The sequence below is a fragment of the Synechocystis sp. FACHB-908 genome, from assembly GCF_014698595.1.
Classification (GTDB): domain Bacteria; phylum Cyanobacteriota; class Cyanobacteriia; order Cyanobacteriales; family Microcystaceae; genus Synechocystis.
The window spans coordinates 127961-144288 of record NZ_JACJTH010000027.1 but is presented as its reverse complement, the minus strand read 5'-3'; the positions used below and the strand labels follow the sequence as shown (position 1 = coordinate 144288).

Below are 16328 nucleotides of genomic sequence, written 5' to 3'. Positions count from 1 at the left end.
CGGTCTTGCCGGAACAAGACTCCATATCTAGTGTGCGGGGAGTCTCATTGTAGGGGCAAAACACTAAATATGGTAGCGTCTAAAAAGTTAAAATTCTGGCGATTTATGCCCACTGACGGCATAGAGCTCGATTTGTTTCTGCGGAACTTAATCTTAGTCCAGTTTTCGCCCTGGCGATCGCCTGATGGAAGTATCAGTGCAAGGAAATGTTAACGGTGATGCCAAGCCTTGATAATTTGTGGTTCTAGGTCCGCAATTTGCCCGGAGTTGTCCAACACCACATCCGCTAGAGCTACCTTTTCCGCCAAGGGCATTTGACTAGTAATGCGAGCTAAAGCCTCTGCCTCCGTCAAACCGTTGCGCTTGATCAATCGTTCCACCTGTTGCTGTGGTCCGCAGGTCACTACCCAAATTTCCGTTACCCAATCTGTTAACTGGGCTTCAAACAATAGAGGAATGCTCAATAACACCGTTTGCTCTTGTTTTAACTGAGCTAAGGCAGACCGAAAACACCGCCCAACAAAGGGGTGAATTTGGGACTCCAGCCATTGTTTTTCTTCAGCATTATTAAAGACAATTTCCCCCAGGGCTTGGCGCTTTAACTGTCCCTGTTGGTCTAAAATTTCCGGGCCATAACGCCTGGCGATCGCCACTAGAATTTCAGAACCCGGTTCCACTGCTTGGCGGGCATAGAGGTCGGCGTCGAGGATAGGGACGCTGTATTTTTGCTGTAAATAATCCGTAACCGTACTTTTTCCCGTAGCAATGCCCCCGGTCAAACCAATCAATCGTTGTCGAGGGGGCTTGGTGTCCATGGATAAAGTATGGTCAACGGAAATTTCTACGGATTGATTGCTCCATGTTAGAGGTGTTAAACCCCCAAATAGTTATACCGAATTAACCAAACACCGTTTGGGGTTGTTGCTCCGCCAAGAATTTTTCGTGGACAATGCCCCGGAAAGTATCCAAGTCGGATTGCCACGCTTCAATGTACTGTTTGGCCACGCTGACCCGTTCCTGGGGATTGGGATTATTCAAGCTGTAATTGAAGTTACCCGCAAATAACAACGCACTCACTGCCTGGCGATCGGGAATCTGCAAAGTTGCCTGGTTAACTTTGAGGTTAAATTGACAGCCTTCCAAAAGATAGGTGAATTCCACCGCCGCTTGTACGGGGGCCTTGCCCAAATCTTGCCAGGCACCGGATGCCAGCAAAGTACCGGTGATGAACTTCCGAGCCCCATCGTTTTGATCCGGTAGGGGAATTAAACATTTGGGGGTTACTACCACGCCGTTGTATTGGGCATTGGGTAATTTTTCCACAAAGGCACTGGCGACCTTGCCCACGGTTACCACTTCCGCCGTTTTATCATTCATCCCTTCTAAAAACGTTAGGGAGCGGGGCTGGGCCACAATGCTGAGCCCATTTTTAAACACCAATTGGGAACCAGCTTTACTTACCACTGGCTGTTGGTTCAATTCCCATTCGTTGGACACAATGCCACTGAACTTCAAAAACTGTTCATTGACTAGGGTTGGGTCTAACTCCTTGACTGCAATGCTGATGGAAATTTCTAGAATTTCATTGGGAAGGGTGACAGGTTCTTGGGAGGTAGGAATTACAGTGGACATTAATTTTGCTCAACAATTACCGGACTGACAAAGAAATTGGCCGGGGCCCAATAGATAGAACCCCAGCCAAAACAATACCGGATCTTAGGAAGAAACAGAAGTGGTAGAGCGTTTGCGGCTACGACGGTAAACCTTAGTGGTACTGACCGGTTGGGCGCTAGGCTCGGCAGTGGTGACCACTTTCTTTTCTGGTTTAGCTTTCACTTTTGGTTCTGGGGTTTTAGTCAGGACCACTTTTTTGCGGGGGGCTGGTGTAGCAGAAGTCGCACTGACAGTGCTTACATTCTGGGGAACCTGATCCAATTCGATGGGGGTGTCGGTTTGCAACATCAGTAAAACCATGGGGCTACTCTGTAATTCCCGTTTGATCAGGCGTTGCAAGCTAGACTCCAATTCTTTTTGCAGCGCATTCCAGCTAACCTCTGTGGAGCCGTTGGAACCATGGGTGAACTCTGACCAGCGTTCTGTGAGGAAATTCTCGATGGTGCGGACAATTAGTTCTTCCAACAACTTAGGCTGAATGGTCATCACCACACCCCGGCAATGTACCTCAGGATAGGCTAACAGTGTGCCAGTTTTACTTAGGGCTGCCGCCACCGTCACCAAACCGTCTTCGGCCATTTGTTGCCGTTCAGCCATGGTGCTCTCATGGACAATACCCGCTTGATCCACCAATTCAATGCCGGAAGGAACTTGTCCTGCCACCCGGATGCGATCGCCGGTCAGTTCAATTACATCGCCGTTATTGACAATAACAATATTTTCGCTGGGAATACCCTGGGCCTGGGCCATCTGGGAATGCTTGACCAACATACGGTGTTCCCCATGGACGGGGACAAAGAATTTAGGTCGAGTAAGGGCCAACAACATTTTGTGTTCTTCCTGGGAAGCATGGCCAGAAACGTGGATGCCCTGATGCTTGCCGTAAATTACATTGGCTCCCTGCATCATCAGGCGATCAATGGTGTTGACCACCGCAATGGTATTACCGGGGATGGGATTAGCGGAAAAGACCACTGTATCCCCCTGGCGAATTTTAATCTGGGGATGCTCACCGTTGGAAATGCGGGTCATGGCCGCCAGAGGTTCTCCCTGGGAGCCAGTGGTCAAAATTAGTTGTTGTTGGTCGGGCAAATTGCGGGCTGCTTTGAGGGGCACGAATAAGTTATCGGGGCATTTGATGTAGCCCAATTTACGGGCATGGGCAATAACATTGAGCATTGATCGCCCCACCACCGCTACTTTCCGCTGATGTTTTTGGGCCAAGCTGAGGATGATATTGACCCGGTGCACCGAAGAAGCAAAGGTGGTCACCATCAAACGGCCTTCCGCCTGGGAAAAAACCCGGTCCAGGTTGGGGATAACAGACGCTTCAGAGGGGGTAATGCCAGGCACTTCCGCATTGGTGGAGTCACTCAGTAAACAGAGCACCCCTTTTTCGCCATACTCCGCCACCTTTTGCAGGTCGAAAAATTCCCCGTCAATGGGAGTGTGGTCGATTTTAAAATCTCCACTGTGCATCACTACCCCCAGAGGTGTGTGAATAGCTAGACAATAGCTGTCGGCGATGGAGTGGGTGTTACGAATAAATTCCACCACAAAGGATTTGCCCAAACGCACCATTTCCCGGGGAGAGACGGTCTGCAAATTGGTGCGCTCCAACATACCGGCTTCCTCCAGCTTGTCCCGTAACAGGGCCATGGCTAACCGAGGGCCGTAGATAATGGGAATGTCAAACTGCTTGAGGTGATAGGCAATGCCACCAATGTGGTCTTCGTGGCCGTGGGTAACCACCATGCCCTTGATTTTCTCCCGGTTTTCCCTCAGGTAGGTCATGTCCGGCAGTACAACATTAACGCCGTGCATGTCGTCGGTGGGGAAAGCTAGCCCCGCATCAAGCAGTAAAATTTCATCGTCATATTCAAAGACGCAGGTATTTTTACCAATTTCGTGCAGGCCACCGAGGGGAAGAATTTTGAGGGCTTGGGTTTGAGTATTTTTAGCCATAGTGTAAATAAAAAAACGTTGTAATTTAGCTAGTTAAGAATCAACAGTCGCAGTGCAACTTGAAGAAATTGAAGAACAAACTGAGGTCCGGGCAGAGCAAAAACGGGGCTAAGCAATCAGCAAACGACCGATTCAATTCAATCTTTGGATTAGCATTCCACTTGTTTTTGGGGAATTTATAGAAACGGATAGAACCGAGTTTTGAGAACATCCCAAGGAGTGAATGTATTTGCAATCTTTGGAGCCGGTGGGGAGAGGGCAAGCCCTAATGCCAGAAGGTAAAAACGAAGACTGATTCAGAAAAAATTTAGCTCATTCTGGGCTCGGAAAGTATCGAAAATGGAAAGAAGACGCTGAAGCCTTTAGCTAATCGGTGTAATGAACTAGCTCGCATATGGGATGGATTATCTATTCAGGTTTGGACGGAATCGAAAAACTTACTTCGCTCTTAAGTTCATGCCATTCTAGCATATACATTCCGGATAGGTACCTATTCTGAGAAAAAAATTGAGAAATCATCGACACTGGGCAGGGATTTAGCCATGGAGTTGATGGTAATTGATTAAATTTGATCAAAGATCATTTCAGCTTGTGACTGCCATTCTTTGACTGGTATCGCCAAGGTCAAGTTTCCCAATTGATTCGGTCTATCTTCCTTGGGTTAATCGAATATTTATCCCCAAGTTCTTTACCCTAGGGAAGTAAGGCTAAATCCCTTAGTACGTCTCGTAACTGTTCGGTGTGGCCAGGGGACAGAGCACAAAGGGGAGGTCTGAACGATCCTACGGGCCAACCCTGGAGTCCCAGGGCTGTTTTGACTGGGATGGGATTGGTGGCGCAGAAAAGAATTTTAAATAGGGGTATTAGCTGTAAATGGATTTCGAGGGCTTGGGCCGTTGCTCCCTGGGCAAAATGCTGCACCATGGCCTGCAGGCGATCGCCGACCAGATGACTGGCCACACTGACCACCCCGGCCCCTCCCACGGCCAATAAAGGAAGAGTCAGCACATCATCCCCGGCATAGATGGCAAAATCATCGGGGGTATGGGCCCGAATTAGGGAAGCCTGCTCCAAACTGCCGGTGGCTTCTTTGATGGCCACAATGTTTTCCACTTCCGCTAAACGGTAAACCGTTTCCGGGGCTAGGCTCTGGCCCGTTCTGCCGGGAATGTTGTACAACATCAGGGGCAACTCCGGCGCACAATTGGCGATCGCCTGGAAATGGGCCAATAAACCTTCCTGGGGAGGCTTGTTATAGTAGGGCACTACCTGGAGGGAACCATCCACTCCCAACTTGGCCGCAATCTGGGTTGCTTCCATGGCCTCCCGGGTACAGTTAGACCCAGTGCCGGCAATGACGGAACCCCGATCGCCGACGGTTTGTTTAACCACCCGAAATAGCTCATGCTCCTCCTCCCAGGAAAGGGTGGGAGATTCCCCCGTGGTGCCACAGACCACCAGGCCGTCACTGCCATGGGTGATGAGATGGTCAGCCAATTTTTCCGCTACCCCATAATCCACCCCACCATCGGCATTGAAGGGGGTAACCATCGCAGTTAACACAGGGCCAAAGGGGGAAGTGCTTACAAAATCAGCCATAGACTATCTCAACGAAAAAGGGCAGCGGGCAAGTAACCATGGATGGGTTGGGAAAAATTCTACAGCCACCCCCGCTCCACCAATAATTCGGCGATTTGCACCGCATTGAGGGCTGCCCCTTTACGAATTTGATCACCGCACAACCACAGGTCCAAACCATTGGGGTGGGAAATATCTTGGCGAATACGTCCTACCAACACGTCGTCCTGGCCTGTGGCATCCATGGGCATGGGGAAATAATTTTTTTGCCAATCCTCCACCAGTTTTACCCCCGGAGCTTTGGCGATCGCCGTTTTGGCCAATTCCACCGGGAATGGGGTGGCAAATTCCAAGTTGACCGCTTCTGAGTGGGCCCGGAGCACAGGTACCCGCACACAGGTGGCCGTGATGCGTATATCTTCTGCGGCAAAGATTTTCCGGGTTTCCTGCACCATTTTCATTTCCTCCTCACAGTAGTGGTTAGCTGTGATGGGGGAGTTGTGGGGAAAGAGGTTAAAAGCCAAAGGATAGGGCAAAATCTCAGCTTGGGGAATTTTTCCCTCCAGGATGTCCCGGCTTTGGTGCTTCACTTCTTCCATGGCCATGGCCCCGGCCCCACTGGCAGACTGGTAGGTGGCCACCACAATGCGTTTAATAGGTTGGAGCTGATGCAGGGGATAGATGGCTACCCCCATTAAAATCGTCGTGCAGTTGGGGTTGGCAATGATGCCTTGGTGGTTTTGGGCCGCTTCGGGATTAATTTCCGGTACCACTAGGGGCACTTCCGGCACCATGCGAAAAGCGCTGGAATTGTCCACCATCACCGCTCCGGCTTTGGTAATTTCCTCTGCCCAACGCTTGGAAGTGGAACCACCGGCGGAAGCCAACACCAAGTCACAGCCTTTAAACGCTGAACCATCCACTGCCTGGATCGGTAACTTTTCTCCTTGGAACTCCAGGGTTTTACCCGCAGAACGGGGCGAGGCCAAAAGTTTTAATTCTGCCAGGGGAAAATTCCGGCTGGCCAGTAACTCCAGTAATTCTGTGCCAACGGCCCCAGTGGCCCCCAGGATGGCAACGCGTATCGGTGATGGCAAAGCTTACTCCTCCAGTAGCTAATCGGGATCGAAAGATGGGCAACGCAGTCAGAAAGCAGTATCAAGCTTAGTTAAGCCCAGTTGGTCAAAGTTGTTGGGGTAAAAAATCAGCCAAAAAAGAAAAAACTAATTGTGACGCAGGGCATTGCCCCCTAAACCGCAAAGCCATTATTGAATTGTCCAGCTAGAAAAATCATTGATTTAGTCCCATTCTCTCAAACCGGCCTGGGGGACCCCCCGGCGGGAAAAGATTCTCGCCCTAGGAAAAAATGGCACCCGGCTTATATTATGATCAATTGGGTTGACCGCCACAGGTCTTCCCCGAGCCATTGCGTTGCGGGGCTAGAAGGGAAACATTTCCCTCGGTCTAAGTGAACCTAGCATAACACGGGTAGAAGGGCCCACAGACCGATTTCTGCAGTCCTTCCCAGCCCTCCAGGGGTGAACTTAGTGCCCACTGCCCCCATTGTTTCACCATCGAGATTTCCCATCAATGAAAGTTACCCAGGAAAAATTGCCAGATAGTCAAGTTGGGCTAGAAATTGAGATTCCCGCCACAGCGTCGAAAAAAGTTTATGAGAACGTCGTCAAAAAGTTAACCCGCACCGTTAATATTCCTGGGTTCCGTCGGGGGAAGGTGCCCCGGGCCATTGTTATCCAGCGTTTGGGACAAAGCTATATCAAGGCCACGGCCATTGAAGAGTTGATCGACGACAGCATTAAAGCCGCGGTTAAGCAAGAAGAACTACCCATCATTGGCAATTTTTCCCTGCGCTCGGACATGGAAAACCTAATTCAAATCTTTGACCCTGAAGCGCCCCTCACCATTAAGGTGGCAGCGGATGTGTTCCCCGAAGCGGAATATGAACCGGAGAGCTATAAAAAAATCACTGCCCAGGCGGAAGAAATCGAATACAGTGCCGATGCCGTTGACCAGTGGCTCAAGGGAGAACAGGAAAAACGGGCTACCCTTGTCCCGGTGGAGGACCGTCCTGCGGCCCTGGGAGATCTGGCCATTGTGGACTACGCCGCTTTTCAGGTGGCAGAAGATGGTCAAGCTGGAGAGGCGATCGCCGAAGTGAAGGGGTCTGATTTTGAGGTGACCCTAGAAGACGGTCGTTTTGTGGCTGGTATTGTGGACGGTATTGTCGGAATGGCGGTTGATGAAACCAAACTGATTCCGGTTACTTTTCCGGAGGACTATCCCTTGGAAGCTGTGGCGGGGGAAGATGTGTTGTTTGAAATTAAGCTCAAAGAAATTAAATTCCGGGAACTGCCTGAATTGGACGATGACTTCGCCGAAGATGTGAGCGAGTTTGAGACCATGGCAGAGCTCAAGGCGGATCTGGAGAAACAATTCCAGGAACAGGCCAAACAGCGCACCGATGACAACATCAAGGCTGCCATTAAGAAAAAATTGGGGGAACTGTTCACCGGGGATTTACCGGAAACCATGATCAAACAGGAGTGCGATCGCCTAGTGGCCCAAACCGCCATGGAACTAGAACGCATGGGACTAGATGTTTCCCAACTGTTCCGTCAGGGGGATGATATGCTCCAAACCCTCAAGGACAATTCCCGCCCAGAGGCGATCGCCAACCTTAAAACCGACCTGATGATAGGAGCCATTGCCAAAGAAGAAAAAATTCAGCCCACCGAAGCAGAAGTTAAGGAACGCTGTGACGAGCTTCGTCAGGAATTCAAGGGAGAAAAAATCGACGAATCCCGGCTGGTGAACTTTGTGGAAAGTTCCCTCACAGAAAGTAAAGTGCTGGATCTGCTCAAAGAATGGGCTGACGTTGAACTGTTGCCGGAGGGTAGCCTCAGCCAGACTGAGGAAGATACTCCCGACGACGATGCAGAGGAAGAAGCCATCGTGGATGTGGAAGCAACCTCCGACGAAGAGTAACCCGTTGGCCCAAATTACCCTTGGGGTGTCAGAGGCATACCGGGCCTCCGCAAACTAGAGGAGAAATCTCCGGAATAGGTAAATTGACAGGGCAGATTAACCTCCTGCCCTCCCTGTCCTAGGGCGTTAGTCCCCCAAGGCTCAAGTAAATCTAGGTAAGATGAGACCATGTCGGCAACAAAGTTGAGTTAACCTAAAGCAAAGTAAAGGAAAAGTTTTTTTTCCCCACTCCTTGGACGCCGGCTTGATCCCTGTCCGCCTTTTTCTTAATTTTCCCTACCTTTCCCCGTACCTAACCCATGGTCAACTCCCGTTCTCCCTACCGTTCTCCCCTCAGTACCCTAGGGGGCAATAACATCCAAAGCGTTGTTCCCATGGTGGTGGAACAGTCTGGCATGGGCGAGCGAGCCTTCGACATTTACTCCCGTCTGCTAAGGGAAAGAATCATCTTTTTGGGCACCCCTGTGGACGACCAAGTGGCAGATTCCATTGTGGCCCAGCTACTATTTTTGGACGCAGAGGACCCGGAAAAAGACATCCAACTCTACATCAACTCCCCGGGGGGCTCCGTTTATGCCGGCCTGGCCATCTATGACACCATGCAACAGATTCGTCCCGATGTGGTCACCATCTGTTTTGGTCTGGCTGCCAGCATGGGGGCTTTTTTGCTTTCCGGTGGCTGTAAGGGAAAACGTATGGCTTTGCCTAGTTCTCGCATCATGATTCACCAACCCCTCGGGGGAGCCCAGGGTCAAGCGGTGGAAATTGAAATTCAGGCCAGGGAAATCCTGTACATCAAGGATCGCCTCAATACCATGTTGGTGGAACACACCGGCCAACCCATGGAAAAACTCCAGGAAGATACGGAAAGAGATTTCTTTATGTCTGCGGAGGAAGCAAAGGAGTATGGCCTCATTGACCAGGTAATTTCCCGCCCTAATCTTCCCGACCCCACTACCCCCGTCACCTCCCTCGGTTAGTTTTATGCCCAAATACGACTCCCATCTGAAATGTTCTTTTTGTGGCAAATCCCAGGAGCAAGTCCGTAAATTAATTGCTGGCCCTGGCGTGTACATTTGTGATGAATGTGTAGAACTCTGTAACGACATTTTGGATGAGGAGTTGTTGGATGTACCCCCTGCCTCAACCGGGGAAAGGGATGGGACAGGTCAAAAACAAAAAAAATCTGGTCAGCCCCGTCGCCGTCTTACCCTAGAAGAATTACCCAAACCAACGGCAATCAAACAGTACCTGGATGAATATGTAATTGGCCAAGATGAGGCTAAAAAGGTGCTTTCCGTCGCTGTTTATAACCACTACAAAAGATTAAACCTGCTGGAGCGCAATCAAGAGATTGATCCCGGCGATGCAGTGGAATTACAAAAATCGAATATTCTTCTAGTGGGCCCCACGGGGTCTGGGAAAACCCTACTTGCCCAAACCCTGGCGAAAATTTTAGAAGTGCCCTTCGCTGTGGCCGATGCCACTACCCTGACGGAAGCGGGCTACGTGGGGGAAGATGTGGAAAATATTTTGTTGAGACTGCTCCAGGTAGCGGATTTGGATGTGGAAGAAGCCCAGCGAGGCATTATTTACATTGATGAAATTGATAAAATTGCCCGCAAAAGTGAGAATCCTTCCATTACTAGAGATGTGTCCGGGGAAGGAGTACAGCAGGCTTTGTTAAAAATGTTGGAAGGAACGGTGGCCAATGTGCCGCCCCAGGGAGGCAGAAAACATCCTTACCAAGACTGTATTCAAATTGATACCAGTAATATTCTCTTCATCTGTGGTGGTGCTTTTGTCGGCTTAGAAAAGGTAATCGAACAAAGGTTTGGCAAAAAATCCATGGGCTTTGTGCGGCCGGGAGAGGGGCCAAGTAAGGAAAAAAGAACTGCCGATGTGCTCCGTCAGGCAGAGCCCGATGACTTAGTCAAATTTGGTCTGATTCCCGAATTTATTGGTCGTATTCCCGTGATGGCCTGCCTTAACCCCTTGGATGAGGATGCTTTAATTGCTATTCTGACCCAGCCCCGCAATGCCATTGTTAAACAGTATCAAACCCTATTGGGTATGGACCATGTGGAGTTGGATTTTCAACCCGATGCGGTGCGGGCGATCGCCACGGAGGCCCACCGTCGTAAAACCGGAGCTAGGGCGTTACGGGGCATTGTGGAGGAATTAATGCTGGATGTGATGTATGAGTTGCCTTCCCGGGAAGATTTAACCCACTGCTTGATCACTAGGGAAATGGTGGAAAAACGCTCCACAGCAGAATTATTGCTCCATCCTTCTTCCTTACCTAAACCGGAATCTGCTTAGGTTCACCCCATTGTTTTTCAGTAATCAAAGACTGGTTGGAATTGCCATAACCCAAAACTGCCATATCAAATGAATACAGGCTGAGTTCGTGAGTTTAATGTGAAGATAGTTAGTAATTGAAAGTAGGGCTAAATTGCCGCCGAGATTTGCATTTTTTCATAATTTTGTCTGGAGTTGGCGAATTGGGAATTTAGTGTCCTTCGCCACAATTTTCTAAATTAGGGTTGATAAACTGCCTATACGGACGGTGTTTTTCCATTCTTGGGCTTTGCCGATCGCCGTTTAGTCCGTTTAACTATGCAGGATTCCAATCAACGGCTCAAGCTGGGGGTACTGTTTTTCGTTGTTACCTTGGTGTTGGCCACTTTGGGCTATATCTGCTTTGGTTGGACAACGACGGAAGCGGTGTACATGGTAGTCATTACCGTTTTTGGGGTGGGCTATGGGGAAGTGCGGCCTCTTACCACCACGGCGGAAAGAGTTTTTACTATGGGGGTAATTCTAGCGGGCACCACCTCAGCGGTTTATATTGTCGGAGCATTTGTGCAAATGGTGACGGAGGGAGAAATCCATCGGGCTTTGGGTAATCAGCAACGGCAACGGCAAATTGCTAATTTAACGGACCACACAATTATTTGCGGTTTTGGCCGCATGGGTCAGGTTTTGGCCAAGCAATTAAAACAGTCTGGCTTGCCCTTTAGCATCATTGATAATCAACCCAGCCAAGTGGCGATCGCCGAAGAATTAGGTTATCTGGCCCATTGCGGGGATGCCACCAGGGAAGAACAATTGCAAATGTTGGGGGTAATGAGGGCAAAGACCTTGGCCACGGTTTTGCCGGAGGATGCCACCAATGTCTTTATTACCCTGACTGCGAGGGAACTCAACTCCCGCTTGACCATTTTGGCCCGGGGAGAAATTCCCGAAACAGAGAGAAAACTCAGGCTTGCAGGAGCGGATCAGGTGATTTTACCCCTGACGGTGGGGGCAGTTCAGATGGCGGATTTAATCACCCAATCGAACCGGCGGGATTTTCTCAATCGCCCCGATGAACGGGGTTTTTTAAATGACCTGTTGGCCAGCGTGGAAGTACAAATGGATGAACTAATTGTGGCACCGGATTCCCCCGCCATGGGTCGCACCATTATGGAAATGGAAGTTCGCAGTAAGGGAGCCTTTATTGTCATTGCCCTACGCCGAGCGGATGGCAGTACTATTCTCCATCCCCACCCTTCGCAAATCTTGAACGAGAACGACACCATCATTGTCATTGGTCACCGCTCGGAAATTCCCCGCTTTGCTGAACAGTACCAGTTCAAGCGCAAACAACTCAAAGCCCGTTGGCAAGAGGCCGCCCTAACCCCATGACCTCCATCGATACACTCTGGCTGTTGCTCTGTGCTGGCTTAGTATTTTTTATGCAAGCCGGTTTTATGTGTTTGGAGTCGGGGCTAACCCGTTCTAAAAACAGCATTAACGTTGCCATTAAAAATTTTGCTGACTTTGGCATTTCTGTGGCTCTTTTTTGGTCCTTTGGCTTCAGCATTATGTTTGGACTGTCCCAGGGAGGCTGGTGGGGCACAGGTTATAGCTTTGTTGACGTAGGGGGAGAACCCACCCTAGCGGTGTTTTTCCTGTTTCAGGCTATGTTCTGCGGCACCGCTACTACAATTATTTCCGGAGCGGCGGCGGAACGGTTAAAGTTTTCTGCCTACTTATTGGTGGCGGGGCTAGCTTCTGGGCTCATTTATCCCCTCTTTGGAGATTGGGCTTGGAATGGCTTAGCAACAGTGGCAGGCATAGAAACTACAGGGGGCTGGTTAGAAAATTTGGGCTTTCGGGATTTTGCCGGGTCAACGGTGGTGCATAGCGTCGGGGCTTGGATCGGTTTAGCCACTATTCTCGTTGTTGGCCCCCGCCAAGGTCGTTTTCCCAAAACCGGTAAAACCTTAAAAATTCAGGGTTCCAATATGCCCTTTTCCGTTCTAGGCACTTTGATTCTCTGGTTTGGTTGGTTGGGCTTCAATGGTGGCAGTACCTTTGGCTTGACACCGGAGGTGCCGGGCATTATGGTCAACACTGTCCTAGCCGGGGTGGGGGGCATGTTGATGGCGGGGTTGATTAGCCTCCTACAGGACAAAATGATCCAAGTGGAACCCCTGATGAATGGTTCCCTGGCCGGTTTGGTGGCCATTACTGCCAGCGCCAATGTGGTTATGACACCGATCGCCATGGTGATTGGAGCTACGGGGTCGGCGATCGCCTATCTGGTGGGAAAAAAAATGTTGCACTGGGGGGTAGATGATGCGGTGGATGCGGTGGCAGTCCATGGTGGGGCAGGAGTCTGGGGCACTCTCTGTGTGGGATTATTCGGTCAATTGCCGTTGGTGGATACGGGGCTAAATCGTTGGCAACAATGCGGGGTACAACTGCTGGGTATTGGAGTTTGTACGCTGTGGGCCTTTGGGTTGGCTTGGGTATTTTTAACGTTGCTAAATCGGGTGTTTGCCTTGCGGATTTCCCCCGAAGATGAGGAAATTGGGCTTAATGTGTCGGAACATCAAGCCACCACAGAAACTTATGAACTTTTTCAGGTAATGGACCGCCAAGCCAAAACCCATGATTTAAGTTTGCGGGTGCCCGTTAACCCTTTTACCGAAGTGGGGCACATTGCCGGTCGCTACAACCAAGTGATGGATGCCTTTGAAGCCCGGCACCACCGTAGCGTGGAGGATCTAGCCCAAATTTATTACGTCACAGCGGCGATCGCCGCCGCCATTGAAAATAACAGTTTTAAAGCCGACCAGTTGGGTTTGGAGGAAGTGACCAATCGGGCCGATGAACTGGGGGCCTTAGCGAGAACTATTCAACAAATGGCGGAAATGCTCCAGCAACGGGACCAAGAATTAATTGCTGTCAAACAACAATTGGTACTCCAACAGCAAAAACAGCACCATGGCAATGGCGAATCGGTGGATTTATCCCCATAGTTGAGTTGCTACTGCGCCAATTAAACTTCACCGTATAAAGCGGCGATCGCCTGTTGGGGATCTGGTTGTTTGACCAGGGATTCGCCGACTAAAACGGCCCGGGCCCCAGCCTGCTGTAATCTTTGCAAATCAGCCAATTCATAAATGCCGGATTCGCTCACTAAAGTAATGTCCCCTTGGGTTAATTGCTCCCGTCGTTGGGCAAAAAGATCCTCTGTGGTTTGCAGATCAACGGTGAAGGTTTGCAAATTACGGTTATTAACTCCGATTAGTTGCACCCCGTCCAAAGCCAAAACCCGGTCCATTTCCTCCAGGGTATGGACTTCCACCAACGCCGCCATGCCCAAACCTTCAATAATTTTGAGGAAATAACGCAAATCCTTATCGCTGAGGATAGCGGCAATTAACAGCACCGCATCGGCCCCCCGACTCCGGGCTAGATAGATTTGATAGGGGTAAATAATAAATTCCTTGCACAGCAAGGGTAATTGCACCGCTGAGCGTACCAGTTGCAAATTTTCAAAACTACCCTGGAAAAATTTCTCGTCCGTCAACACCGATAAACAGTTAGCCCCTCCCGCTTCATAGGCCTTGGCGATCGCCACTGGGTCAAAATCCGCCCGAATAATGCCCTTACTAGGGGAAGCCTTTTTCACTTCAGCAATTAAGGCCGGTTGCCGGGGACTCTGGCGCAATGCCCCCACAAAATCCAATGGGGGAGTCATGTCCTTGACTAAACTTTGGAGTTTGACCAGGGGGACTAATTCTCGCCGTTGGGCCACTTCCTTTTCCTTATGCCAAACAATTTCCTCCAGAATGTGACGGGGAGCCGCTTCTGGATGCTTAATTTGATACTGAAGAATGTCAACTTTGATGGGGGGGTTAGGAGGCCGGCGGCGAATTTCCATAAATTGACGGTCAATGCAAGGGATATTTTTGCGGCTAAGAGGTGAAATTAGCTCATTCCAATTTTAAATAGTAGGATGGAATCGTTAATTTTGTTGCCCAAGCTCCTCCGGCCAGCCACTCTAACTAGTCTGAATGGATTGTTCAAAAGTGAAAAAATTTCCCCGTGAATCCACTGTGGAGTGATTACGAAAAAGTACTTTTGCGCATTGTACTCACCAGCTTGACAGCCCTGATTGTCTTGTTCTGCCTTTGTCTGGGCTACCATTTGGTGCGCTTTACTCTGTTGGGATTTTGAGCGATATTACTGCCAATGACCAATGGGACTTAGGCATTTGGCTCCAATGCCTAAACACAATCTTACCCAGCCCAACGCCTGGAGTGGTTGAATTAGAATCGCCCCTTTAATTTTCGATGCCACTGCATTTATTCCTATGGTCATAAGCGAGCTTTTACCCAACCTAGATTCCGGCTTAACTACTCTCCGCACCGCCGGCTGGGGCGCAATGGAAATTCTTCAGTCCTACTACAGTGGCCAGAATCAGACCAATTTAAATGCCAACGAAGATAAACAGGATGGCCCCGTAACAGCGGCGGATTTGGCGGCCAATCAATATATTTTGGCTACTTTGCAAGCTACCTTTAACCCGGAAGAATTTGGCTATCTAAGCGAAGAAACCCACCAGGGCAACGAACCATTACCCCAGGATTGGGTTTGGATTATTGACCCCCTCGATGGCACCAGGGACTTCATTGATAAAACCGGGGAATATGCCCTGCATATTGCTTTGACCTATCGCCAGCGGCCGGTGTTGGCCCTAGTGGGCATGCCGGAAGCCCAAAAGCTTTACTATGCCATCCAAGGTCAGGGCTGTTTTCGAGAAACCAAAGCCGGGGCAATAACCCCAGTGAAGGTGAAGCCTAAAACTGAATTAGAATCTTTAACCCTAGTAGTGAGCCGTAGCCATCGGGACCAACGTTTCCAAGATTTGATTGACCGTTTACCCTTTGGCGATCGCCATTATGTGGGCAGTGTGGGCTGTAAAATCGTCACGATTTTGGAGGGACAGAGCGATGTGTACATTTCCCTCTCCGGTAAATCCGCCGCTAAGGATTGGGACTTTGCGGCCCCGGAGTTGATTCTCACCGAAGCGGGGGGAGAGTTTACCTATTTTGACCAGACCCCTGTGTTGTATAACCGGGGCGACGTGCGGCAATGGGGCGGTATCCTGGCTAGCAATGGTTCCCACCATGGAGCTTTGTGTGAGCAAGCCGTGGAAATTTTAGCTGAACTAGATCAAAATAATTAACCTAATGGATCAAACTGAAGCGGCCCAACGCTGGTTGGGCATTGACCCCGGTTTAGCCATTATTGGTTGGGCTATTCTCGACGGTCAGCCGGATCTATCGGCTCACTTGGTGGACTATGGCATTATCGAAACATCTAAAAATCTCAGCACCCCAGAAAGATTGGTGGAAATTGAGCAGGATATCCACGTCCTACTAGAAGAATTTTCCCCCCAGGCGATCGCCATGGAAATGCCTTTTTTTAGTCGGCAAATCAAAGCGGCCGGAGGCGTAATGCAGGCCTTGGGGGTGATAAACCTCGTTATTTACCGGGAAAAGAGCATTCAGCCCGTCTTTTTGCACCAATCCAGTTGGAAATGCCATCTGGGCAACGGTAAAGCCAATAAAGCCGAGGTGGCCGCCATGGTGCAGAATTTTTTTGGTCTAGAAGACCTACCCATCGACGATAGTGTAGATGCCATTGCCATTGCCCTGGCTGGTCTGAACGGAGTCCGCAACGACATTGGTTAAGATGCGGAGGTGGGGATTTCTGGGCAACCATCTGGGGGCGAGAGTTTGCTACAGTAAACACTACAGAAG

General features: G+C 49.9%; 14 protein-coding genes. 8 read left to right on the top strand and 6 right to left on the bottom strand.

The features are described from left to right. Positions 1–209: 209 nt before the first annotated feature. From coaE to H6G46_RS09840, 5 genes are all read right to left on the bottom strand, one after another. The gene (coaE, locus tag H6G46_RS09860; protein ID WP_010874096.1) at positions 210–815 is read right to left on the bottom strand and encodes a dephospho-CoA kinase; all 606 of its coding nucleotides are present in this window, start codon (positions 813–815) and stop codon (positions 210–212) included. Between the two features lie 82 nt (positions 816–897). After that, positions 898–1632, bottom strand: a complete 735-nt coding sequence (locus H6G46_RS09855) for a hypothetical protein (RefSeq protein WP_010874095.1) — start codon at positions 1630–1632, stop codon at positions 898–900. Positions 1633–1716: 84 nt separating this feature from the next. After that, positions 1717–3639 (bottom strand): ribonuclease J, encoded by a 1923-nt coding sequence (locus H6G46_RS09850; protein ID WP_010874094.1) that lies wholly within the window; start codon positions 3637–3639, stop codon positions 1717–1719. A 693-nt stretch (positions 3640–4332) separates the two neighbouring features. Beyond that, a complete protein-coding gene (gene dapA, locus H6G46_RS09845; RefSeq protein ID WP_010874093.1) occupies positions 4333–5238 on the bottom strand; it encodes a 4-hydroxy-tetrahydrodipicolinate synthase in 906 nt (301 codons plus the stop codon). A gap of 59 nt (positions 5239–5297) precedes the next feature. Further along, complete coding sequence (locus H6G46_RS09840; protein ID WP_010874092.1) at positions 5298–6314, bottom strand: aspartate-semialdehyde dehydrogenase; 1017 nt, start codon at positions 6312–6314, stop codon at positions 5298–5300. Positions 6315–6807: 493 nt separating this feature from the next. Here H6G46_RS09840 and tig point away from each other — a divergent pair, with 493 nt between their 5' ends. From tig to H6G46_RS09810, 5 genes are all read left to right on the top strand, one after another. Further along, positions 6808–8223, top strand: coding sequence for a trigger factor (gene tig / locus H6G46_RS09835; protein WP_010874091.1), 1416 nt, complete (start codon positions 6808–6810; stop codon positions 8221–8223). A 299-nt stretch (positions 8224–8522) separates the two neighbouring features. Beyond that, on the top strand, positions 8523–9203 hold the full coding sequence (gene clpP / locus H6G46_RS09825) for an ATP-dependent Clp endopeptidase proteolytic subunit ClpP (RefSeq protein ID WP_010874090.1): 681 nt from the start codon (positions 8523–8525) through the stop codon (positions 9201–9203). Positions 9204–9207: 4 nt separating this feature from the next. Then, complete coding sequence (clpX, locus tag H6G46_RS09820) at positions 9208–10545, top strand: ATP-dependent protease ATP-binding subunit ClpX (RefSeq protein WP_010874089.1); 1338 nt, start codon at positions 9208–9210, stop codon at positions 10543–10545. Between the two features lie 297 nt (positions 10546–10842). Beyond that, positions 10843–11913 (top strand): potassium channel protein, encoded by a 1071-nt coding sequence (locus tag H6G46_RS09815; RefSeq protein ID WP_010874088.1) that lies wholly within the window; start codon positions 10843–10845, stop codon positions 11911–11913. Then, on the top strand, positions 11910–13535 hold the full coding sequence (locus tag H6G46_RS09810; protein WP_010874087.1) for an ammonium transporter: 1626 nt from the start codon (positions 11910–11912) through the stop codon (positions 13533–13535). Before H6G46_RS09815 ends, H6G46_RS09810 begins: the two co-directional genes overlap by 4 nt. 20 nt (positions 13536–13555) lie before the next feature. Here H6G46_RS09810 and trpC read toward each other — a convergent pair whose 3' ends face one another. Further along, on the bottom strand, positions 13556–14443 hold the full coding sequence (trpC, locus tag H6G46_RS09805; RefSeq protein WP_010874086.1) for an indole-3-glycerol phosphate synthase TrpC: 888 nt from the start codon (positions 14441–14443) through the stop codon (positions 13556–13558). Between the two features lie 164 nt (positions 14444–14607). Here trpC and H6G46_RS18665 point away from each other — a divergent pair, with 164 nt between their 5' ends. The 3 genes from H6G46_RS18665 to H6G46_RS09795 all read left to right on the top strand — a co-directional run bounded on the left by H6G46_RS18665 (position 14608) and on the right by H6G46_RS09795 (position 16259). Next, a complete protein-coding gene (locus H6G46_RS18665) occupies positions 14608–14739 on the top strand; it encodes a hypothetical protein (RefSeq protein WP_255345223.1) in 132 nt (43 codons plus the stop codon). A 136-nt stretch (positions 14740–14875) separates the two neighbouring features. Continuing rightward, entirely contained in the window at positions 14876–15751 is an 876-nt protein-coding gene (locus H6G46_RS09800) for a 3'(2'),5'-bisphosphate nucleotidase CysQ (RefSeq protein ID WP_010874085.1), read from the top strand. A gap of 4 nt (positions 15752–15755) precedes the next feature. After that, positions 15756–16259 carry a crossover junction endodeoxyribonuclease RuvC gene (locus H6G46_RS09795; protein ID WP_010874084.1) on the top strand — a complete coding sequence of 168 codons (504 nt, stop codon included), beginning with the start codon at positions 15756–15758 and terminating at the stop codon, positions 16257–16259. Positions 16260–16328: the final 69 nt, after the last annotated feature.

Coding starts and splice junctions, on each gene's coding strand:
- coaE (WP_010874096.1), bottom strand. CDS start 815: ATGGACACCAAGCCCCCTCGACAACGATTGATTGGTTTGACCGGGGGC.
- H6G46_RS09855 (WP_010874095.1), bottom strand. CDS start 1,632: ATGTCCACTGTAATTCCTACCTCCCAAGAACCTGTCACCCTTCCCAAT.
- H6G46_RS09850 (WP_010874094.1), bottom strand. CDS start 3,639: ATGGCTAAAAATACTCAAACCCAAGCCCTCAAAATTCTTCCCCTCGGT.
- dapA (WP_010874093.1), bottom strand. CDS start 5,238: ATGGCTGATTTTGTAAGCACTTCCCCCTTTGGCCCTGTGTTAACTGCG.
- tig (WP_010874091.1), top strand. CDS start 6,808: ATGAAAGTTACCCAGGAAAAATTGCCAGATAGTCAAGTTGGGCTAGAA.
- clpP (WP_010874090.1), top strand. CDS start 8,523: ATGGTCAACTCCCGTTCTCCCTACCGTTCTCCCCTCAGTACCCTAGGG.
- clpX (WP_010874089.1), top strand. CDS start 9,208: ATGCCCAAATACGACTCCCATCTGAAATGTTCTTTTTGTGGCAAATCC.
- H6G46_RS09815 (WP_010874088.1), top strand. CDS start 10,843: ATGCAGGATTCCAATCAACGGCTCAAGCTGGGGGTACTGTTTTTCGTT.
- H6G46_RS09810 (WP_010874087.1), top strand. CDS start 11,910: ATGACCTCCATCGATACACTCTGGCTGTTGCTCTGTGCTGGCTTAGTA.
- trpC (WP_010874086.1), bottom strand. CDS start 14,443: ATGGAAATTCGCCGCCGGCCTCCTAACCCCCCCATCAAAGTTGACATT.
- H6G46_RS09800 (WP_010874085.1), top strand. CDS start 14,876: ATGGTCATAAGCGAGCTTTTACCCAACCTAGATTCCGGCTTAACTACT.
- H6G46_RS09795 (WP_010874084.1), top strand. CDS start 15,756: ATGGATCAAACTGAAGCGGCCCAACGCTGGTTGGGCATTGACCCCGGT.